Source organism: Flavobacterium aeripolare (assembly GCF_013294025.1).
Lineage (GTDB): Bacteria > Bacteroidota > Bacteroidia > Flavobacteriales > Flavobacteriaceae > Flavobacterium.
Genome location: NZ_JABSNL010000005.1, coordinates 1 through 19,779, shown reverse-complemented (window position 1 = coordinate 19,779; position 19,779 = coordinate 1). Strand labels below are relative to the sequence as shown.

Sequence of the window (19,779 nt, the reverse complement as noted above, 5' to 3'; positions counted from 1 at the left end):
AAATAATACATGAGCACTCAGCACAAAAATTTGCACTCCAAACTTACTCTAGGTGGTTTACTGATTACATTAGGAATAATTTACGGAGACATTGGTACCTCACCATTGTATGTAATGAAAGCAATACTTGGAGAATCAGTCATCAATGCTGATATCGTATTAGGTGGAATCTCTTGCGTTTTCTGGACGCTGACATTACAAACTACTATTAAGTACGTAATGATTACTTTAAGCGCAGATAACCACGGGGAAGGTGGGATTTTTGCATTATATGCTTTAGTGAAAAAGACAAAAATAAAATGGCTGATTGTCCCCGCAATTATTGGCGGAAGCGCACTCTTAGCAGATGGAATCATTACCCCTCCCATCTCTGTATCCTCTGCAATTGAAGGTATAAAAACATACAACCCTAGTCTTAATACCGTTCCTATCGTCATAGGGATACTCTTTGTTCTATTTTCTATACAACAATTTGGAACTAAACTTGTGGGTAAATTCTTTGCTCCTATGATGCTTGTATGGTTTAGTATGTTAGGAACATTGGGATTAATTCAAATCATAAAGTTTCCTGAAGTTTTCAAAGCATTCAACCCGTACTACGCCTATCATTTATTAACGATACACCCAGAAGGTTTTTTCGTTTTAGGTTTTGTTTTCTTATGTACGACAGGAGCTGAGGCGCTATATTCAGACATGGGGCATTGCGGACGTAAAAACATTCGTGTGAGTTGGATTTTTGTAAAATCAGCCTTGGTATTAAACTATTTTGGACAAGCAGCATACTTAATTCAGCATGAAGGACAGACATTACAAACATTAGGTGGGTCGAATGGAAACCCCTTTTATTTAATCATGGCCGATTGGTTTCAACCCATAGGGATTGTCATTGCTACGCTAGCTGCCGTCATTGCATCACAAGCATTAATAACAGGTTCATTTACCTTAATTAATGAAGCAATGCGATTGAACTTCTGGCCTAAAGTAAAAATAAAATACCCTACTGAGTTAAAAGGACAACTATATATCCCTTCTATTAACTGGTTACTATTTTTAGGCTGTGTGGGTATTGTACTCCACTTTGAACAATCGAGTAATATGGAGCACGCTTATGGATTAGCGATTATACTTTGTATGATTATGACAACCATCTTGCTGAACTTTTATTTGATAATGAAAAGAGTCAAATTGTACTTAATTATACCTCTAATTACAGTCTATCTTTTAATCGAATTTAGTTTTCTCGCAGCCAACATTACTAAATTTGGCGATGGTGGATACGTTACTTTGATCATTGCTTTGATTTTAATTTCGATAATGACGACATGGTACCTTGCTAAAAAAATCAGCAAAAACTACACTAAAATCGTTAAAATAGCAGATTACAGAAAAGTACTAAGTGAACTGAGCGTTGATTTAACCATCCCTAAGTATGCTACACATTTAGTTTATATGACTAATGCAAATCGTGTTGATGAAATAGAGGAAAAAGTAATGTACTCTATTTTACAAAAAAGACCTAAAAGAGCAGATATATACTGGTTTGTCCATGTAAATATTTTAAGTGAACCTTATAAAACAGAATATAAAGTAACCGAAATACTTAAGGACGATATTTATCGCGTTGATTTTAATCTAGGTTTTAGAGAGCCTACAAAAATCAACCTGATGTTTAAAGAAGTAATTAAGGATATGGTTAAAAAAGGAGAAATGGATATCACTAGCCGTTACGAGTCTCTAAATAAGAATAATATTATAGGAGACTTCAAGTTTGTCTTATCAGAAAAATTCTTATCAAACGATAGCGATATGAGATGGCATGAAAAAATCATCATGAATTCTTATTTCTTGATCAAAAAATTAAGTTTGTCAGAGGAGAGCGCTTTTGGATTAGACAGTAGCTCTGTTAAAATTGAAAAATTCCCAATGGTGCTTCACGCTCCTAAAAACATAGGCTTAACAAGAGTAAAATAATCGTCTTTAGAGCACAAAAATAGACCACTGTAATCTTGCAGTGGTTTTTTTATGCTATAAAGTGACAGTAAATGAAATATAAATACAACAATCATTATTAAAAATTTATCTTTCAATCAATTAATACTACCTTTGCACCTCAATTATTAAAAATGAGATTACATAGAAATTTAGTTTACACTACAATAGATTCCCTAAATGCAATATTTAACGAGGGAGAATACGCTGACAAGGTAGTTGCAAGAGCGTTAAAAAAAGACAAGCGTTGGGGAAGTTCTGATAGAAAGTTTGTAGCAGAGACAATCTACGAAATCGTCCGTTGGAAACGTTTATACGCTGAAGTTGCTGAAGTTAAAGCACCGTTTGATAGAGACAATATTTGGAGAATGTTTTCAGTATGGGCTGTATTAAGAGGATATCCTATTCCAGATTGGAGACAACTAGAAGGAACACCTGAAAGAAAGATAAAAGGACGTTTTGACGAATTATCAAAAACGCGAGCAATAAAAGAATCTATACCAGACTGGATGGATGCTGTAGGTGTTCAAGAACTTGGTGAGAAAGTTTGGTCTAAAGAGATTACAGCTCAAAATCAACCAGCAAAGGTTATCTTGAGAGTAAACACTTTAAAAACTACTAAAACGGCATTAAGAGCTATCTTAATGGATTTAGACATTGATACAGATGTTTTAGAAAATCAACCAGATGCATTAGTGCTTAAAGAAAGAGCAAATGTATTTATGACTGATGCTTTTAAACAAGGATTCTTTGAAGTACAAGATGCAAATTCACAACTTGTTGCTGCTTTTCTGGATGTTAAACCAGGAATGAGAGTAGTTGATACTTGTGCAGGTGCGGGAGGAAAAACATTGCATATCGCAGCCTTAATGGAAAATAAAGGGCAATTGATTGCAATGGATTTATATGAAAGTAAATTAAAGCAATTAAAAATACGCGCAAAACGTGATGGCGCATTCAATATCGAATACCGCATCATTGACACCACTAAGGTGATCAAGAAATTGCACCAAAAAGCAGATCGTGTATTAATCGATGCACCATGTAGCGGACTTGGAGTTCTTAAAAGAAATCCTGATGCTAAGTGGAAATTGCAACCAGAATTTATAGACAATATTCGCAAGATTCAAGCAGAAGTTTTAGAAAGCTATTCTAAAATTGTAAAACCAGGAGGTAAGCTAGTATATGCTACATGCTCTATTTTACCATCTGAGAATCAAGAACAAGTGGAAAAATTCTTAAAAACCGATATAGGTCAAGAATTTACTTTTATAAAAGACCAAAAAATCCTAGCTCATGAGTCTGGTTTTGACGGTTTTTACATGGCTCTTTTAGAAAGAAAAGAAGCAGTGGAAAAACCAAAAGTGATTAAAGCTGTAGAAATAGAAACCACTGTAGCGTAATTAAAACGATATCTAAAAGCACTTTCAAATTGAAAGTGCTTTTTTTTTAGACTCTTCAAATAAAAAAAAACCTCACTATAGCATTTGCCGTAGTGAGTTTTTTTTTATAGAGTAGAAGCCGTTTATTATTATCCGTTATTCATAGATATTAAAAACTCTTCATTGTTTTTTGTTTGTCTAAATCGATCATTTATAAAACTCATTGCTTCGACAGGGTTCATATCAGCAAGATATTTTCTCATGATCCACATTCTCTGTAATGTGTTTTCATCAAGCAATAAATCATCACGTCTTGTACTAGAAGATGTTAAATCAATAGCTGGGAAAATTCGTTTATTAGCAATTTTTCTATCTAATTGAAGCTCCATATTACCGGTACCTTTAAACTCTTCAAAGATTACTTCATCCATTTTAGAACCAGTTTCAGTAAGTGCTGTTGCAATGATACTCAATGAACCACCATTTTCTACGTTACGAGCTGCTCCAAAGAAACGCTTCGGCTTTTGTAATGCATTGGCATCAACACCACCACTTAAAACTTTTCCTGATGCTGGTTGAACCGTATTGTATGCTCTTGCCAAACGAGTAATAGAATCCAATAAGATTACTACATCATGCCCACATTCTACTAACCTCTTTGCTTTTTCAAGAACGATATTAGCAATTTTAACGTGTTCTTGTGGCTCTCTATCAAATGTTGAAGCAATTACTTCCCCACGCACACTGCGTTGCATATCAGTAACTTCCTCAGGACGCTCATCAATAAGCAGTACTAATAAATATACTTCTGGATGATTGGCTGCAATAGCGTTAGCTATTTCTTTTAGTAACATTGTTTTACCTGTCTTAGGTTGTGCAACGATCATTCCACGTTGTCCTTTTCCTATTGGTGAAAACAAGTCAATAATACGTGTAGAAATACTACTTTGACGCTCTGCAAGATTAAACTTTTCTGATGGAAAAACGGGTGTAAGATGTTCAAACGATACACGATCACGCACTACCTGTGGATCATGTCCATTAATTTTTAATACACGAACAAGCGGAAAAAACTTTTCTCCCTCTTTTGGAGGACGCACTACACCTTTTACCGTGTCACCTGTTTTTAAACCAAATAATCGTATTTGTGATGTTGATAAATAAATATCATCTGGAGAGGCCAAGTAATTATAATCAGATGATCTTAAAAAACCATAACCATCAGCCATCATTTCAAGTACACCTTCGCTCTCTATTATCCCGTCAAATTCAAAATCAGAATCTCTAAAATTGTTTTTCTTAGTCTTGAAATTAGGGTTGGTATTTTGTTTGTTTAATTGATTTGGATTTACCTTTTTTACTGGAGCGCTAGGTTCTGCTACAGCTGCGGGTTGTACCACTTCATCTACTGCTCCTTCCGCTGGCTTCGCTCCATCAATAGAGGGTACCTCTTTGCTTTTTTTCAAAGCCATTTTTTTCTCGTAAGCCGATTTACTAAATTTCACAATTTTAGCAGGCTTTTTTCCTTCATTTTCAGCACTCTCGTCAGCTTTAGCCTCCTCAGTATTTACTATTTTAGCTTCCTCCTTACTATTCTCTACAGCAGCATCTTCAACTACTTTAGTTTTTTTAGAAATAATAATCTTGGCTTTGGGTTTAGGAGCCTCAGCAATACTTTCATCTACATTTTCAGTAGCAGTAATACGAGATCGCTTAGGTTTACTTTCGGCAGTCGGTTTCACAACTTTCTCCTCTGGTACAGCAGCTGCACCTGGATTTTGTTGTTCTAGTATCAATCCTATTAAGGTATCTTTCTTTACACCATTAAATTTAATTGTTTTAGCTGCTTTAGCTATTTGTTGAAGCTCAGAAAGCTTCATTTCTTTTAATGCAGAAATATCAAACATGAATGTTCTATGGATTTAATTAATGTGGAAATACTACTTTGGAGATGAGATAGTAATTATTTTATTTTGAATCGACCGCAGTATGAAGTGCTTACGGCATTATGGTGCAATAATACGAATAAAATTTAATGATACAATAGTATTTTTAAAAAAGATAATATATTTTTGTAAAACAAATACACAAAATGATACAAAGAATACAGACGATTTATTTGCTTTTAGCTTTCATTGCAACAGCAGTATTGCCATTTGTTTTTCCTCTTTGGAAATCAGACAACGGTCAAGACTTTTATTTCATGCTAGATCAAGTTTACATTGTACTTTTTGGACTAAGCACTGCTATGACTGCAATTGCTATCATTTCATATAAAAAGAGACAAAATCAATTTGTATTAGGCAGATTGAATATGATATTAAATTTAATTTTATTAGGATTATTTGTATATCGTTCACTAAACTTATCTGGAGAAGCAGCCACTGTTTCAGAGAAAGGTATTGGGATGTTTCTTCCTATTTTGACTATCGTATTATTAGTTTTAGCTAATAAAGCCATCAAAAAGGACGAAGATCTTGTAAAATCTGTGGATAGACTGAGATAAACCTATAAACTTAGTTTATTAGTGCGAAGGAAACCCGAATGTTAAAGTTCGGGTTTTTTTGTGGCCAAAATCTAAAAAAGGCAGATTAATCATTACTTTAACAAAGGTATTAACATAATTTTATATAAATTTGGCTTCACCTTTTTTAGAAATGAAAGATAAAATACGCATACACCTTGCTGACGACCATCAAGTACTCATCGATGGAATGAAAACACTATTAAATACTGTCGCTGATTTTGAAGTTGTAGGTTTTTCCTTAAATGGTAGTGATTTGTACAACGAAGTCACAGTTAACAACACTGAGGTACTAGTATTAGATATTAGCATGCCTCAAAAAGACGGTATCGAGGTTTTAAAAGAGTTTAAAGAAAAAGGATTCCCGTGCAAAGTGATTATTCTATCTAGTTATGACGAACTTAAATTAATTAAAGAAGTCATGAAACTAGGCGCTAGCGGTTACCTCACTAAACAATGCGCAGCAGAACATATTCTAGAAGCAATTCATTTTGTAAACTTAGGTGAGGAATACTTTTGCAATATCGTAAGAGAGAAAATTTTTAATACTGCTACTAGAGACAATATTAAGGTCAATAAATACAATCCTACCGTATCTGAAATATTAACAGAGCGCGAGATAGAGGTCATCACCTTAATCGCATTAGAATATAGTGGTAAAGAGATTAGTGAGTTTCTTTTTATTAGTAGCAATACAGTCGAAACGCACCGAAAAAATATTATGAAAAAACTCAAGGCTAAAAACACCATTAGCCTAGTAAAATATGCGATGAAAAACAAGTTGATTAAAGCTTAATTACTTGAACCTTATCCCTATAAAAAAATCCATATGCGTATTTTAAAAGCGAAATTCTGCTTTACTATTTTTATTCTGTTTACTTACAGTACGCTTTTTGCGCAGGACATTGAATTGGCAAAAAAAGAAGCCTTAAAACTGAGCAATGAAGCTACTATTTTAATGCACGATGAAAAATACGAAAAATCACTTGTTAAGTCTAGAATTGCATTAGACAAAGCCATAAAGACTAATGATGACCAGCTAATTGCCAGATGTTACAATATCATCGCTGCAAATTTTGATGGTATTGCCGAAGTTGATAAAGCTTACTTTTATTATAAAAAAGGGCTATTATATGCTGATAGAACAAACGACGATGAACTTAAAAATTGGCTCTATAATAATCTAGGTAACATTTACTGTTTTGATAAAAAGGAATACAGTACAGGTATTGATTATTATAAAAAATCGCTAGCCTATAGCAATAAAATAGCCGACAATGAACAGCTTGTATTTACCAATTTAAATATTGCATGGGCTTATTTTGACATAGGAAATTTCAGCAAAGGCCTCCCCTACTTACAATATATTAATAAGTATCATCAAAAATATGGTGATCAAACCACTGTTGTAGCATTGAACATGCTTAATGGAATGTACTGTAGCTACAATAATGAAAATGCAAAGGCACAAAAATTCTTTGAACGTGCTATACTAATCGGAAAATCTGAGGAGGACAAATCAGACCTTTCCTTTTCTTATCAAGAATACTCGCGCTTTTTACTTAAAACAGGAGAATACAAAAAGGCTTACGAAAATTTAGCAAAATACAATATGTTGGTTGTCGAAATCAACAATGAAGAGAAGGCAAAAAAAGTAAATATTGAGGGCATTAATTTAGAGCTTGATGAATATAAGAGAGAAATTGACAATATTGAGTCTAAATACAAGACAAGTGAAGAACTCCATATGGAGAAACAGTCAAGAAACAAACAAATTAGTATTGTTATCATATCAGTCTTACTGTTTATCATAATCATGCTATATTTCTTTTACCAAAATATGCGCTTGAAAGAGAAAAACAAATTCAAAGACATCCAAACAAAGATTCAAGAAAACATTTATAACGCATCGATAAATGGTCAGGAGATTGAAAGAAAGAAAATTGCCTCTTTTTTACATGATGACATCAGTGCTTTACTGTCATCTGCAGGACTGCATTTGAGCGTCTTTCAAGCAAAAAATAAAAGCACTTCAGAGGAGATTATAAAAACAAAGCAAATACTAAAAGAAGCACATGATAAGGTAAGAGATTTATCTCATCAATTGATCCCGTCACTATTGGCCAGGTTTGGATTGTATTTTACCTTAAAGGATTTATGTGAGAAAAATTCTAATTCAACGATTCATTTTCAATATTCAAGTTCAGTAGAGGACAAGACACGTTATGACGAGGATTTTGAAATGAAGATATACTTTGTCATTACAGAGCTATTTAACAACATCACAAAACACAGTAAAGCGACCTTAGCCCAAATTAATATAGAAGAAAAAGAAGACCAACTTATTATTCATATCCAAGATAATGGTACTGGTTTTAACACAGATATTTACAACTCTAACGACGGTTTTGGTTTGAACCAAATTAGAGCCCGAATCAACAACATCAAAGGAAAAATTAAAATTAATTCAAACGAAAAAGAAGGCACAAAAATCAAACTTAAAATCCCCATTCTTTCTAAAACGTAACGACTTATTTTTTACCAATTTCGATAATCTCTAAATCTTTTATTTTGTCACCGTCTATTACAAAACGAAGCATAGTGCGTACTTGATGAAAACCACTTTTACCACATGCTCCCGGATTCATGTGGAGTAAATTGTTTTTTTTATCAAACATCACTTTTAGAATGTGGGAATGGCCGCAAATAAACAACTTAGGTGGATTGGCTGCTAGCTCCTCTCTTACATTAGCATTATACTTGCCAGGATATCCACCTATATGTGTGATCCATACCGCTACTCCTTCACACATAAATCGATTATTTAAAGGAAACTCCATACGGGCTTTATCGTCGTCAATGTTGCCATACACTGCACGTAACGGTTTTAGCTTTTTTAATGTATCTGTTACGACTAAATTTCCTATATCGCCAGCATGCCAAACTTCGTCAGCTTGATTCACATATTTTAAGATCGTATCATCGATATGACTGTGCGTGTCTGAAAGGAGTAAGATATTCTTCATTATATTGGCCCTAGTATTACTATTTGAGAATCCAAAGGTACAGTCTTTAATTAAAAACAAGAATTTAATGAGAACCTATTATAACTTGTAGATTTAACCTTTTCTCAACATAAAAACTTTGTACCTTTGCTTTTTAAAACTTTGCGATTACTTTACCTTGAGATATTTTATAAAACTAGCATATAACGGCACGCTTTATCACGGCTGGCAACTACAACCTAATGCCAGTTCAGTGCAAGAAACATTAAATACGGCACTGTCTGTACTGTTGAACTGTCCTATCTCAATTATGGGTGCAGGTCGTACAGATACTGGTGTACATGCACAATTGATGTATGCACATTTTGACTTTGATAAACCAATAGACAGCAAACAACTAGCTCATAAGTTAAATTCTTATTTACCTAAGGATATCGCCGTTTATGATATTATCCTAGTTCATGATGATGCCCATTGCCGCTTTGATGCTACAAAGCGAACTTATGAATACCATATCAATCAAGTTAAAAACCCATTTTTACAAGATAGGAGTTGGTATTTTTATCAAAAACTAGACGTGGCATTGATGAATGAAGCAGCAAATATTTTATTAAAGCATACTGATTTTCAGTGTTTTTCAAAAGTTAATACTGACGTGAATACATTTGATTGTAGCATTTATCACGCACAATGGCAAGAAGAAGATGGCCATTTAGTATTCACTATTTCAGCCAATCGCTTTTTAAGGAACATGGTAAGATCCATTGTGGGAACATTGATAAATGTAGGATTGCATAAAATAAACTTAGATGACTTTAATACAATCATCATTAATAAAAGTAGAGACAAAGCAGGGTTTTCGGTGCCCGCTCATGGCTTATATTTAACCGAAATTGATTACGATTATATCACTAACTAGCCCTGATTGTCGTGGAAATCATTTTTATTTTTTTTCTTTAGAAAAATAAAAATATTGAAACAAAAGCAGGAAATAGCTCCAAATACTGAACTAAATTCAGCAATAAAAATGAAAGCAAAAGCATTTGACGTTCGATTATTTAAAAGAATATTACAATATACTAAACCATATCAATGGCGTTTTAATGGCGTGATCATTTTTGCCATTTCACTGTCGATATTTGCCGCCTTAAGACCTTATTTACTTAAGCAAACCGTAGATGGTTACATACAAACAGAAGATGCAAATGGCCTATTAATGTATATCACATTGATGGGTGTAGTGTTGCTATTTGAGGTGTTCTCCCAGTTTTACTTTGTTTACTGGGCAAACTGGCTAGGACAAGACATTGTAAAAGATATTAGAATCAAACTCTTTAGTCATATATTGAGTTTTAGAATGAAATATTTTGATTTAGTACCTGTAGGTCAATTAGTGACTAGATCAGTATCTGATATTGAATCGATAGCTAGGATTTTTAGCCAAGGTTTATTCATGATCATAAGTGACTTAATGAAAATGTTTGTGGTGCTTATTTTTATGTTTTACATGAACTGGAAACTAACGTGGATTGTTATTATTGCCATGCCTATTCTAGTAGTGATTACGAGAGTATTTCAGCGTAAAATGCAGGTTGCTTTTGAAGAGGTTCGAAATCAAATCGCAAATATGAACTCCTTTGTTCAAGAGCGTGTTACTGGAATGAAAATCGTACAGTTATTTAACAGAGAGGATATTGAAGCCGAAAAATTCAAGGAAATCAATGATAAGCATAAAAAAGCATGGATAAAAACGATTCTATACAACTCAATCTTTTTCCCTATCGCTGATATTATTTCGTCATTAACGTTAGGCTTCATTGTACTTTACGGAGGTATTAGAATTTTGAATGGAGATAATTTCACCACTTTTGGAGATTTATTTTCTTACACTATGTTTATAGGGATGTTATTCAATCCACTGCGTCAAATTGCTGATAAGTTTAACGAAATGCAATTGGGAATGATTGCTGCCAATCGCGTTTTTGAAATTATTGATACTCAGGATCAAATTCAGGATACTGGAATACTTGAGGCACCTATTTTTAATGGAGATATTTCGTTTAAAGACGTGCATTTTAGCTATATCGAAGATGAGGAAGTAATCAAAGGAATTACACTCAATGTTAAAGCAGGACAAACGGTTGCAATTGTGGGCTCAACAGGAGCAGGAAAATCAACTATTATTAATTTGCTTAATCGTTTTTATGAGATTAATAGCGGTACCATTTTAATTGACGGTCAAAATATTGATGCTTATACTTTAGGATCACTACGCAAGCAAATTGCAGTAGTCTTACAAGACGTATTCTTGTTTGCAGATACTATTTACAGCAACATTACATTAAATAATCCTAATATTAGTAGAGAGCAAGTTTTAGCTGCAGCTAAAGATATTGGGGTACATGATTTTATCATGAGCTTGCCCGATAATTACGACTTTGATGTTAAGGAACGTGGCGTAATGTTGTCATCTGGACAGCGACAGTTGATTGCTTTTTTAAGAGCTTACGTAAGTAATCCAAGTATCTTAATTCTGGATGAAGCAACATCTTCTATCGACACCTACTCTGAGGAATTAATACAACGTGCTACCGAGACCGTTACACAAGGACGTACATCAATTGTAATTGCACACAGACTAGCAACCATCGTAAATGCAGATAAAATTGTCGTTATGGATCAAGGTTTGATTGTGGAGCAAGGAACACATCAGGAATTAGTAAACTTAGAGAATGGCTATTACAAGAACTTGTATGATTCCCAATTTAGTGTTGCTAACTAGCATCAAATTTGTCAAAAAAAATAAAAGAAGCACTCAAATTACACGTTACATTGCAGCAAAATTGCAGTCATAAAAATCATGATTTTTGTTTACGATGAAGGTTAAAAAAGGAATTCTCTCAATGTTTTGATAAATGAATCTCTTATTTTTTTAAAAAAGAGAATAAATCCTTAAATTCGCAAAATCAATTAATTTAGAAACTTATAAAAATGAAATACGATATCATTGTTTTAGGAAGTGGTCCAGGTGGATACGTTACTGCCATTAGAGCATCGCAATTAGGGTTTAAAGTTGCCGTAATTGAAAAAGAAAACTTAGGTGGTGTATGTTTAAACTGGGGTTGTATACCTACAAAGGCATTATTAAAGTCGGCTCAGGTTTTTGACTATTTAAAGCACGCTTCTGATTATGGGTTGACTGTTTCATCATTTGACAAAGATTTCCCTGCTGTTGTACAACGTAGCCGTGGTGTTGCAGATGCAATGAGCAAAGGAGTTCAATTCTTGATGAAAAAGAATAAAATTGACGTTATTGATGGTTTTGGTAAATTAAAACCAGGTAAAAAAATTGACGTTACTGATAAAGATAACAAAGTTACTGAATATAGTGCTGATCATATCATTATTGCTACAGGAGCTCGCTCTCGCGAATTGCCTAATTTACCACAAGATGGTGTAAAAGTAATAGGATATAGACAAGCAATGACATTGCCTACACAACCAAAATCAATGATTATTGTTGGTTCTGGTGCGATTGGGGTGGAGTTTGCTCATTTCTACAACTCAATGGGAACAGAAGTTACTATTGTAGAATTCATGCCAAATGTTGTTCCTGTTGAAGACGAAGATATCTCAAAACAATTTGAGCGTTCATTGAAAAAAGCTGGTATTAAAATCATGACTAATTCATCTGTTGAAAGAATTGATACTTCTGGAGATGGTGTAAAAGCATTTGTAAAAACAGCTAAAGGTGAAGTAGAATTGCATGCAGATATGTTATTATCAGCAGTAGGAATCAAAACAAACATCGAGAACATAGGTCTTGAAGAAGTAGGTATTGCTACAGATAGAGATAAGATCATGGTAAATGCTTACAACGCAACTAATATTCCAGGATATTACGCGATTGGAGACATTACTCCAGGTCAAGCGCTAGCACACGTTGCTTCGGCAGAAGGTATTAACTGTGTTGAAAAAATTGCTGGATTACATGTAGAACCTATCGACTACGGAAACGTACCAGGTTGTACTTATGCGACTCCAGAAATTGCTTCAGTAGGTTTAACTGAAAAACAAGCCAAAGAAAAAGGATACGAATTAAAAATTGGTAAATTCCCGTTCTCTGCTTCAGGAAAAGCTAAAGCTGCAGGTACTCCTGATGGTTTTGTAAAAGTAATCTTTGATGCAAAATATGGCGAATGGTTAGGTTGCCACATGATTGGTGCTGGTGTTACTGATATGATTGCTGAGGCAGTTGTAGCGCGTAAACTAGAAACTACTGGTCACGAAATATTAAAATCTATTCACCCTCACCCTACAATGAGTGAAGCGGTAATGGAAGCGGTTGCTGATGCTTATGGCGAGGTAATTCACTTGTAAGACTAAGAGCTATCATAATTCAAAGCTTCATTTACAGTACTGCTGTAGATGGAGCTTTTTTTTGTTTTTGTTTTCGAATAAAATAATACTAAATGACAGCTTACTATAGCTACTCATTCTTTCTTTGCCATTGCGTTGTATTTTACAGGTATTATTAAATCAGTAATTTAAAATTTACTAGCAATCCATTTTTCTAGAAATTGTCTCTTTTATGACTTTCTTGCTTCCGCTACTTCCTTTTACCATTAAAGACTTTGAGTTTACTATAAAAAAATCAATTTTATTTGATATTTTTGAACTAGATTTTTTCCTTGTAAATTGTGACTATTTACATTTATTAGGTTTACAATTTCAATTTTCGAAAATTAAAAAGCGGTTCCTAATTAATCGTCTGCAACAATGATCGTCTACTTACTAATTATTGCTTAACGTTATATATAAAATGACTACTAAATCAAAACACAGCTTTCTTAATTATGGTGGCGAAATGGGTGAATTATTTCGTACAAAAGATTGGGAGAATACCGCTTTAGGTAGTCCAGAAACTTGGCCTAAAAACCTGCAAATTTTAGTGGGCGCAATGTTAGAAAATCCTTTTGGGACTTACATTGTCTGGGGTAAGGAATATATCCAACTTTACAATGATGCGTATCGCCCTATCCTAGGAACGTTAAAGCATCCTAGCGCTTTAGGGAGAGGTACTGCAGAAAGTTTTGCAGAGATCTGGCATACCTTAGAACCTATGTTTGAAAATGTGATGCGTGGCGAAAGTGTCAACTTTTTCAATATGATGTTTCCTATAAATCGTAATGGCTTTCTAGAAGATTGCTATTTTGATTTTTCGCACAGTCCCATTAGGTTAGAAGATGGCACTGTAGGTGGAATTTTAATTAACGTAGTAGAGACGACCGAAAAGATTTTGGCTCAAGCCAAATTAAGAGAAAGTAATGACCAACTTAACTTTGCTATTGAAGCGACAGAATTAGGTACTTTTGACTTAAATCCAATCACTAACAAGTTTACGGCAAACAACAGAATGAAAGATTGGTTTGGGCTACCCTACGATTCAGAAATTGATATTGATGATGCCATTGCTGCCATTATCGATACGGATAAATCTAGAGTAATCGAAGCAATTGAAAATGCCTTAAACTATGATCTAGGGGGAAAATTTAACATTGATTATACTGTTCAAAATAAAATCACAAAGCAGCAACGCATTGTACGAGTTAAGGGGCGTGTATGGTTTAATGAAGATAAAGCTGCGACACGTTTTAATGGAACTTTACAAGACATTACAAAAAAGTATTTAGCCGAAAAAGAAAAGCAAAAATTAATTGCTATAATCGAAGCCAGTAATGAATATATAGGCTTAACTGCTCTTGACTCCTCTATCCAATTTATCAATCCAGCAGGACTTAAAATGCTAGGATGGAAAAATTACGAGGGTAGAACAATTATGGATTGCATCTTACCTTCAGAGAGAGAAAACGCAGCTAATAATTTTCCAGACTCGCTAAATACTACTAATGAATATGATGAGATACAGTTTTGGAATGAGGCTACGGGAACTCCTTTTTGGGTGCAATGGAATGGGATAAAAATTAAAGACCAAGTCACACAAGAGACAATTGGTATTGCCACAGTAAGCCCTAATATAACAGAACGCAAAGAAAAAGATGAAAAACTGCGCACGAGCGAGCGTAATTTAAGACAAATGATTGTGCAAGCGCCTATAGCAATTGCAGTATTGAGAGGGCCTAATTATATCGTAGAAATTTTAAATAGTAAAACTTTAGAACTTTGGGGTAGAACAGAGCTCGAAGTGATGAACAAACCGTTACTCTCGTCAATGCCTGAACTTATTTCACAAGGAATAAAGGAAATGCTTGATGGTGTATACAACGATCGAATTCCTTTCTCGGCCAAAGAATTGCCCCTGCAATTAATGCGTCATGATAAGCTGGAAACTATATACATTGATTTTTCATACGAACCCTTATATGACGACGATGACAACCCAAATGGTATCATGGCCATAGGTGTTGATGTGACTGAGCAAGTTGTGGCTAGACATAAAATCGAAGAGAACGAACAAAAGTTGAGCATTGTAATTGAGGCTAGTGAATTAGGTATTTGGGAATACAATGTAACAACTAATATTGCAATTTGCTCTGATCGCTGTATTGCTATTTTAGGTTTTAAAAATAACCCTAATTTAGATCACGCGGCGTTACTACAAAACTTTCATCCAGATGACTTAGTCACTAGGCAACAAGCGATTGAAGAAGCGTATAAAACTGGAGTCCTATTTTACGCAGCTCGTATTATACTTGAGGATGGCTCGATTAAATGGGCAGAGGTAAAAGGTAAAGTATTTTTTGATACCGAAGGAAATCCTGTAGAAATGGTAGGTACAATCAGAGATATTTCTGGAGACCGTCACATACGCCAACAATTACAAGAAAGAGAACAAAAGTTCAAATTATTAGCTGATTCTATGCCTCAGATGGTTTGGACCGCTGATCCACAGGGAAATATTTATTATTACAGTAAGTCGGTTTTTGATTTCACTGGATTGAGTTTAACAGAAATAGTCGATGGCGAAGGATGGATAAATATTGTACATCCAGAAGATCGTGACAAAAATATGTTGTTGTGGAAACAATCTATTGAAAAAGGGGTAGATTTTTTAATCGAACATCGTTTTAGAAAACATGATGGTAGCTATCGCTGGCAATTAAGTAGAGCCGTTCCTCAAAAGGACGAAGATGGAAATGTGCAAATGTGGGTAGGTACAAGCACAGATATTGAAGACCAGAAGATATTTACTAATAAGTTAGAGAACCTAGTACTGGAGCGCACTAATGAATTAGAACAGAAAAATATAGATCTTGAAAAAATGAACAAGGAGTTACAATCCTTTGCTTATATATCAAGTCATGATTTGCAAGAACCGCTTCGCAAAATTCAAACTTTTGCTTCTAGAATTATCGAAAAAGAGAATAAAAACCTTTCTGATTTTGGAAAAGACTATTTTTATAAAATTCAGACTTCTGCTAATAGAATGCAAACCTTAATTCAAGATTTGCTAGCTTATTCTAGAACGAATAATAACGACCAGAAATTTGAAGTTGTAGAACTTCGAACTATTATAACTGAAATAATCGATGACTTATATGAAGAATTAGATGAAAGCGGCGGCGTAATCACGCTGGCAAATTCATGCGAACTTAGTATCATTCCGTTTCAGTTTAGACAGCTATTACATAATTTAATCAGCAACTCCATAAAATTTGCCCGCACTGAAGCAGCAGCGGTAATAGCTATTCATTGTAATATTATCGAGAGTAATGCTATTAATCAACCTACCCTTTTACCAGACCGCAAATACTGTCACATTAGATATGAGGACAACGGAATTGGTTTTGAACAGCAATACAGCAATAAAATTTTTGAATTATTTCAACGACTAGGCAGCAAAGACAAATACAACGGGACAGGAATAGGACTAGCAATCGTTAAAAAAATCATTGATAACCACAACGGATTTATAGCAGTAACATCTGAGGTAAATAAAGGAACTATTTTCAACATTTACCTACCGTTATAATTACTTAAGCTATTAAAAAAAGAGCTCTTTTGAATATCTAATATTAAAACCATTATAACTTGCAACTATGAAGAAAATAATGCTACCGCTTATCATTCTTTTTGGCTTATCTGCCACAGCCCAAATCAAAGCAGATGACGTAAAGACATTCACTTTAAAAAACGGAATAAAATTTTTAATCGTTGAGGATTTCTCTATCCCCAATGCAAACATGTACTTATTCTACAAAGTAGGAAGCCGAAATGAGCATCAAGGTATTACGGGACTTTCTCATTTTTTTGAACACATGATGTTCAATGGCGCAAAAAAGTTTGGTCCTAAATTATTTGATCAAACAATGGAATTCAATGGTGGATCAAACAATGCATACACTACAGAAAATGTTACTGTTTACACTGATTGGTTTCCTGCATCGGCTACCGAAGTTATTTTTGATCTAGAAAGTGACCGTATAGCTAATTTAAGTATCGATCCTAAGGTGGTTGAGAGCGAGAGAGGTGTGGTATTGAGTGAAAGAAGTACAGGTCTAGAAAATTCACCTTGGCGCAACTTATCACAGTCACTACAAGCAACTGCCTTTCAAGAACACCCATATCACTGGCCAGTGATAGGTTATGAAGATGATATGAAAAATTGGACACAGCAAGATCTAGAAAAGTACTTCAAGACCTATTATGCTCCTAATAATTGTGTTGTAGTAATTTCTGGAGCAGTGAAATTTGATGTAATTAAAAAATTAGCAGTAAAATATCTAGAGCCTATAGCCGCACAACCTACTCCACCAGTCGTTCACATTGTAGAACCTCAACAAAATGGAGAACGAAGAATAACCGTGCAAAAAGATGTGGCTAACCCTTATATGATGATAGGCTATCACGTTCCTGAGTCTAAACATGAGGATTATTACGCTTTGAACATATTAAGCGCTGTTCTCTCAAGCGGTAACTCATCTCGTTTATATGATGCCTTAGTTGACAAACAGCAGTTAGCTACGCAGGTGTTTACAGATTACGGTGAAAGTTTTGACCCTACGTTATTCAACATCTATGCTGTTGCGAATAAAGATGTCAACGAGATCCTACTGGAAGAAGCTATTTACAAAGAGATTGAAAAAATTAAAAAAGAGGGAATAACTGAAAGAGAACTACAGAAAATTAAAAATCAAAAGTTAATGGAATTTTACGAACAAGTAGAAACCATTAATGGTAAGTCAAATAACATAGGAACCTATGAAGTATTTTTTGGTGATTATAAAAAAATGTTTGATGCTCCTGCAGCTTACAATAAAATAACGGCAAAGGAAATTCAAGATGTTGCAAAGAAATATTTTACAAAAAGCAATCGAACAGTAGGTATCTTAAAAACGAATGTAGAAAATTAGTCATGAAAAATAAAACCCACAATATAACAGTCCTTTTAGTCTTTATACTCACGGTAACTAATGCTATTGCACAAGGATATAGTTTACCTAAGTACACGACTTTTAAATTATCAAACGGTCTTACAGTTAATCTTATGGAGCAACATGATGTTCCATTAATTTCTATAGTTGCGGTAGTACCTGCAGGAGCTATTTATGATGGAGAACAGGCTGGATTAGCTTCCCTAACAGCAACAGCTCTTAAACACGGAACGACAAATTATACCCGAAGCGCAATTGATGAAGAACTCGACTTTATAGGTGCAAATATCTACACAGCGGCCTATAAAGAATTTTCAAGGGTTACAGCAGATTTCGCAGCCAAAGATCAAAAAAAGGTTCTTGCAATTTTTAAAGAAATTTTACTAAACCCAACCTTTAACGAGGAGGAATTTGCTAAAGAAAAAAGCCGAATGCTGGTTGGTTTAGAGCAACAAAAAGAAAGTCCGAAAAATGTGATTGGTTCTTATTTTGATAAACAATTATACGGAAACCATGTGTACGGTACTATCAACAGTGGAATAACAACTACCGTTGAAAAATTGAGCGTAGCCGATGTAAAAAAGTTTTACAGTGCCAATTATACGGCTACTAATTCTGCTATAACGATTGTAGGTGATTTTGCTACAGCCGACATGAAGAAAAGCATCACAGCACTATTTTCTAGTTGGAAAAAAGAAACGAAGGAAAAGGAGGATTTGGCTAATGCCAAAATAGAAAAGCCCACATCAGCCCATGTATTGCTGATTAATAAAGACGACGCTAACGAAACTACATTTTACATTGGTAGTACCGGAATAAGCCGAAATAACCCAGATTTTGTTGCTATCGATGTTGTAAATACTTTATTTGGAGGCCGCTTTACCTCTATGCTTAATGACGAATTAAGGGTAAATACCGGACTTACTTATGGCGCGAGTAGCAGTTTTAATAGTTATAAGAACGGAGGTAGTTTTGTGATAAGCACTTTTACAAACGTGAAAACTACAGAAGCTGCACTTGATAAAGCAGTAGAAGTATTAAGAACGTTGCACGAAAAAGGGATTAGCGAGCAAAATCTAAATTCGGCAAAAAATTATGTAAAAGGGCAATTTCCTCCAGAATATGAAACTTCTGGTCAACTAGCTAGCTTGCTATCGCAAATGTTTTGGTACAAACTAGATCGCAGTTTTATTGATGATTTCGAAAAAAATGTTGACAGTATCGATTTGGCTAAAGCCAATAAAATAATTGCTACTTATTTCCCAAAAGACAACTTACAATTCACTATCGTAGGTAAAGCATCTGAAATAAGAAAAATTGTTTCAAAATACGGAACTGTAACTGAAGTGAACATCAGTGACGATCCAAAAATGTAAATGGCTCAAATAATGTCTAGTCCTAAATAAACGATACAGATTATTGGGATAAAAATAATTAATCAAACACTTGCAAGAACGTTTTTGCAAGTGTTTTTTGTTTTATAT

At 34.3% G+C, this 19,779-nt stretch carries 13 protein-coding genes; 11 read left to right on the top strand and 2 right to left on the bottom strand.

The features are described from left to right. Window positions 1–9 precede the first annotated feature (9 nt). Together HNQ00_RS07250 and HNQ00_RS07245 are read left to right on the top strand one after the other, a co-directional pair. The gene (locus HNQ00_RS07250) at window positions 10–1,971 is read left to right on the top strand and encodes a KUP/HAK/KT family potassium transporter (RefSeq protein WP_173837662.1); all 1,962 of its coding nucleotides are present in this window, start codon (window positions 10–12) and stop codon (window positions 1,969–1,971) included. Between the two features lie 152 nt (window positions 1,972–2,123). After that, window positions 2,124–3,392, top strand: a complete 1,269-nt coding sequence (locus HNQ00_RS07245) for an RsmB/NOP family class I SAM-dependent RNA methyltransferase (RefSeq protein WP_173837661.1) — start codon at window positions 2,124–2,126, stop codon at window positions 3,390–3,392. 128 nt (window positions 3,393–3,520) lie between these two features. On the opposite strand, the gene rho is transcribed toward HNQ00_RS07245, so the two are convergent. Beyond that, on the bottom strand, window positions 3,521–5,278 hold the full coding sequence (gene rho, locus HNQ00_RS07240; protein ID WP_173837660.1) for a transcription termination factor Rho: 1,758 nt from the start codon (window positions 5,276–5,278) through the stop codon (window positions 3,521–3,523). Window positions 5,279–5,463: 185 nt separating this feature from the next. Here rho and HNQ00_RS07235 point away from each other — a divergent pair, with 185 nt between their 5' ends. The 3 genes from HNQ00_RS07235 (at window position 5,464) to HNQ00_RS07225 (ending at window position 8,422) form a co-directional block, all read left to right on the top strand. After that, window positions 5,464–5,877, top strand: a complete 414-nt coding sequence (locus tag HNQ00_RS07235; protein WP_173837659.1) for a DUF4293 domain-containing protein — start codon at window positions 5,464–5,466, stop codon at window positions 5,875–5,877. Between the two features lie 151 nt (window positions 5,878–6,028). Continuing rightward, window positions 6,029–6,691 (top strand): response regulator, encoded by a 663-nt coding sequence (locus HNQ00_RS07230; protein ID WP_173837658.1) that lies wholly within the window; start codon window positions 6,029–6,031, stop codon window positions 6,689–6,691. Between the two features lie 33 nt (window positions 6,692–6,724). Then, a complete protein-coding gene (locus HNQ00_RS07225; protein WP_173837657.1) occupies window positions 6,725–8,422 on the top strand; it encodes a tetratricopeptide repeat-containing sensor histidine kinase in 1,698 nt (565 codons plus the stop codon). Between the two features lie 4 nt (window positions 8,423–8,426). Here the strand turns inward: HNQ00_RS07225 and HNQ00_RS07220 are convergent, their stop codons facing one another. Further along, entirely contained in the window at window positions 8,427–8,921 is a 495-nt protein-coding gene (locus HNQ00_RS07220) for a metallophosphoesterase family protein (RefSeq protein ID WP_173837656.1), read from the bottom strand. A 157-nt stretch (window positions 8,922–9,078) separates the two neighbouring features. Between HNQ00_RS07220 and truA the strand changes: the two genes are divergently transcribed. From truA to HNQ00_RS07190, 6 genes are all read left to right on the top strand, one after another. Beyond that, window positions 9,079–9,819, top strand: coding sequence for a tRNA pseudouridine(38-40) synthase TruA (gene truA, locus HNQ00_RS07215; protein ID WP_173837655.1), 741 nt, complete (start codon window positions 9,079–9,081; stop codon window positions 9,817–9,819). A 108-nt stretch (window positions 9,820–9,927) separates the two neighbouring features. Beyond that, window positions 9,928–11,682 (top strand): ABC transporter ATP-binding protein, encoded by a 1,755-nt coding sequence (locus HNQ00_RS07210; RefSeq protein ID WP_173837654.1) that lies wholly within the window; start codon window positions 9,928–9,930, stop codon window positions 11,680–11,682. A gap of 209 nt (window positions 11,683–11,891) precedes the next feature. Further along, on the top strand, window positions 11,892–13,280 hold the full coding sequence (gene lpdA / locus HNQ00_RS07205) for a dihydrolipoyl dehydrogenase (protein WP_173837653.1): 1,389 nt from the start codon (window positions 11,892–11,894) through the stop codon (window positions 13,278–13,280). A gap of 442 nt (window positions 13,281–13,722) precedes the next feature. Next, window positions 13,723–16,893, top strand: a complete 3,171-nt coding sequence (locus HNQ00_RS07200; RefSeq protein WP_173837652.1) for a PAS domain-containing sensor histidine kinase — start codon at window positions 13,723–13,725, stop codon at window positions 16,891–16,893. Between the two features lie 67 nt (window positions 16,894–16,960). Beyond that, window positions 16,961–18,274 (top strand): M16 family metallopeptidase, encoded by a 1,314-nt coding sequence (locus HNQ00_RS07195; RefSeq protein WP_173837651.1) that lies wholly within the window; start codon window positions 16,961–16,963, stop codon window positions 18,272–18,274. A 2-nt stretch (window positions 18,275–18,276) separates the two neighbouring features. Beyond that, window positions 18,277–19,671 carry a M16 family metallopeptidase gene (locus HNQ00_RS07190; RefSeq protein ID WP_173837650.1) on the top strand — a complete coding sequence of 465 codons (1,395 nt, stop codon included), beginning with the start codon at window positions 18,277–18,279 and terminating at the stop codon, window positions 19,669–19,671. Window positions 19,672–19,779: the final 108 nt, after the last annotated feature.

Bases quoted from the DNA above. Each gene is read 5' to 3' on its own strand.
- lpdA (WP_173837653.1), top strand. From the start codon at position 11,892: ATGAAATACGATATCATTGTTTTAGGAAGTGGTCCAGGTGGATACGTT.
- HNQ00_RS07245 (WP_173837661.1), top strand. From the start codon at position 2,124: ATGAGATTACATAGAAATTTAGTTTACACTACAATAGATTCCCTAAAT.
- HNQ00_RS07220 (WP_173837656.1), bottom strand. From the start codon at position 8,921: ATGAAGAATATCTTACTCCTTTCAGACACGCACAGTCATATCGATGAT.
- HNQ00_RS07200 (WP_173837652.1), top strand. From the start codon at position 13,723: ATGACTACTAAATCAAAACACAGCTTTCTTAATTATGGTGGCGAAATG.
- HNQ00_RS07250 (WP_173837662.1), top strand. From the start codon at position 10: ATGAGCACTCAGCACAAAAATTTGCACTCCAAACTTACTCTAGGTGGT.
- HNQ00_RS07230 (WP_173837658.1), top strand. From the start codon at position 6,029: ATGAAAGATAAAATACGCATACACCTTGCTGACGACCATCAAGTACTC.
- HNQ00_RS07235 (WP_173837659.1), top strand. From the start codon at position 5,464: ATGATACAAAGAATACAGACGATTTATTTGCTTTTAGCTTTCATTGCA.
- HNQ00_RS07210 (WP_173837654.1), top strand. From the start codon at position 9,928: ATGAAAGCAAAAGCATTTGACGTTCGATTATTTAAAAGAATATTACAA.
- HNQ00_RS07195 (WP_173837651.1), top strand. From the start codon at position 16,961: ATGAAGAAAATAATGCTACCGCTTATCATTCTTTTTGGCTTATCTGCC.
- HNQ00_RS07225 (WP_173837657.1), top strand. From the start codon at position 6,725: ATGCGTATTTTAAAAGCGAAATTCTGCTTTACTATTTTTATTCTGTTT.
- HNQ00_RS07190 (WP_173837650.1), top strand. From the start codon at position 18,277: ATGAAAAATAAAACCCACAATATAACAGTCCTTTTAGTCTTTATACTC.
- rho (WP_173837660.1), bottom strand. From the start codon at position 5,278: ATGTTTGATATTTCTGCATTAAAAGAAATGAAGCTTTCTGAGCTTCAA.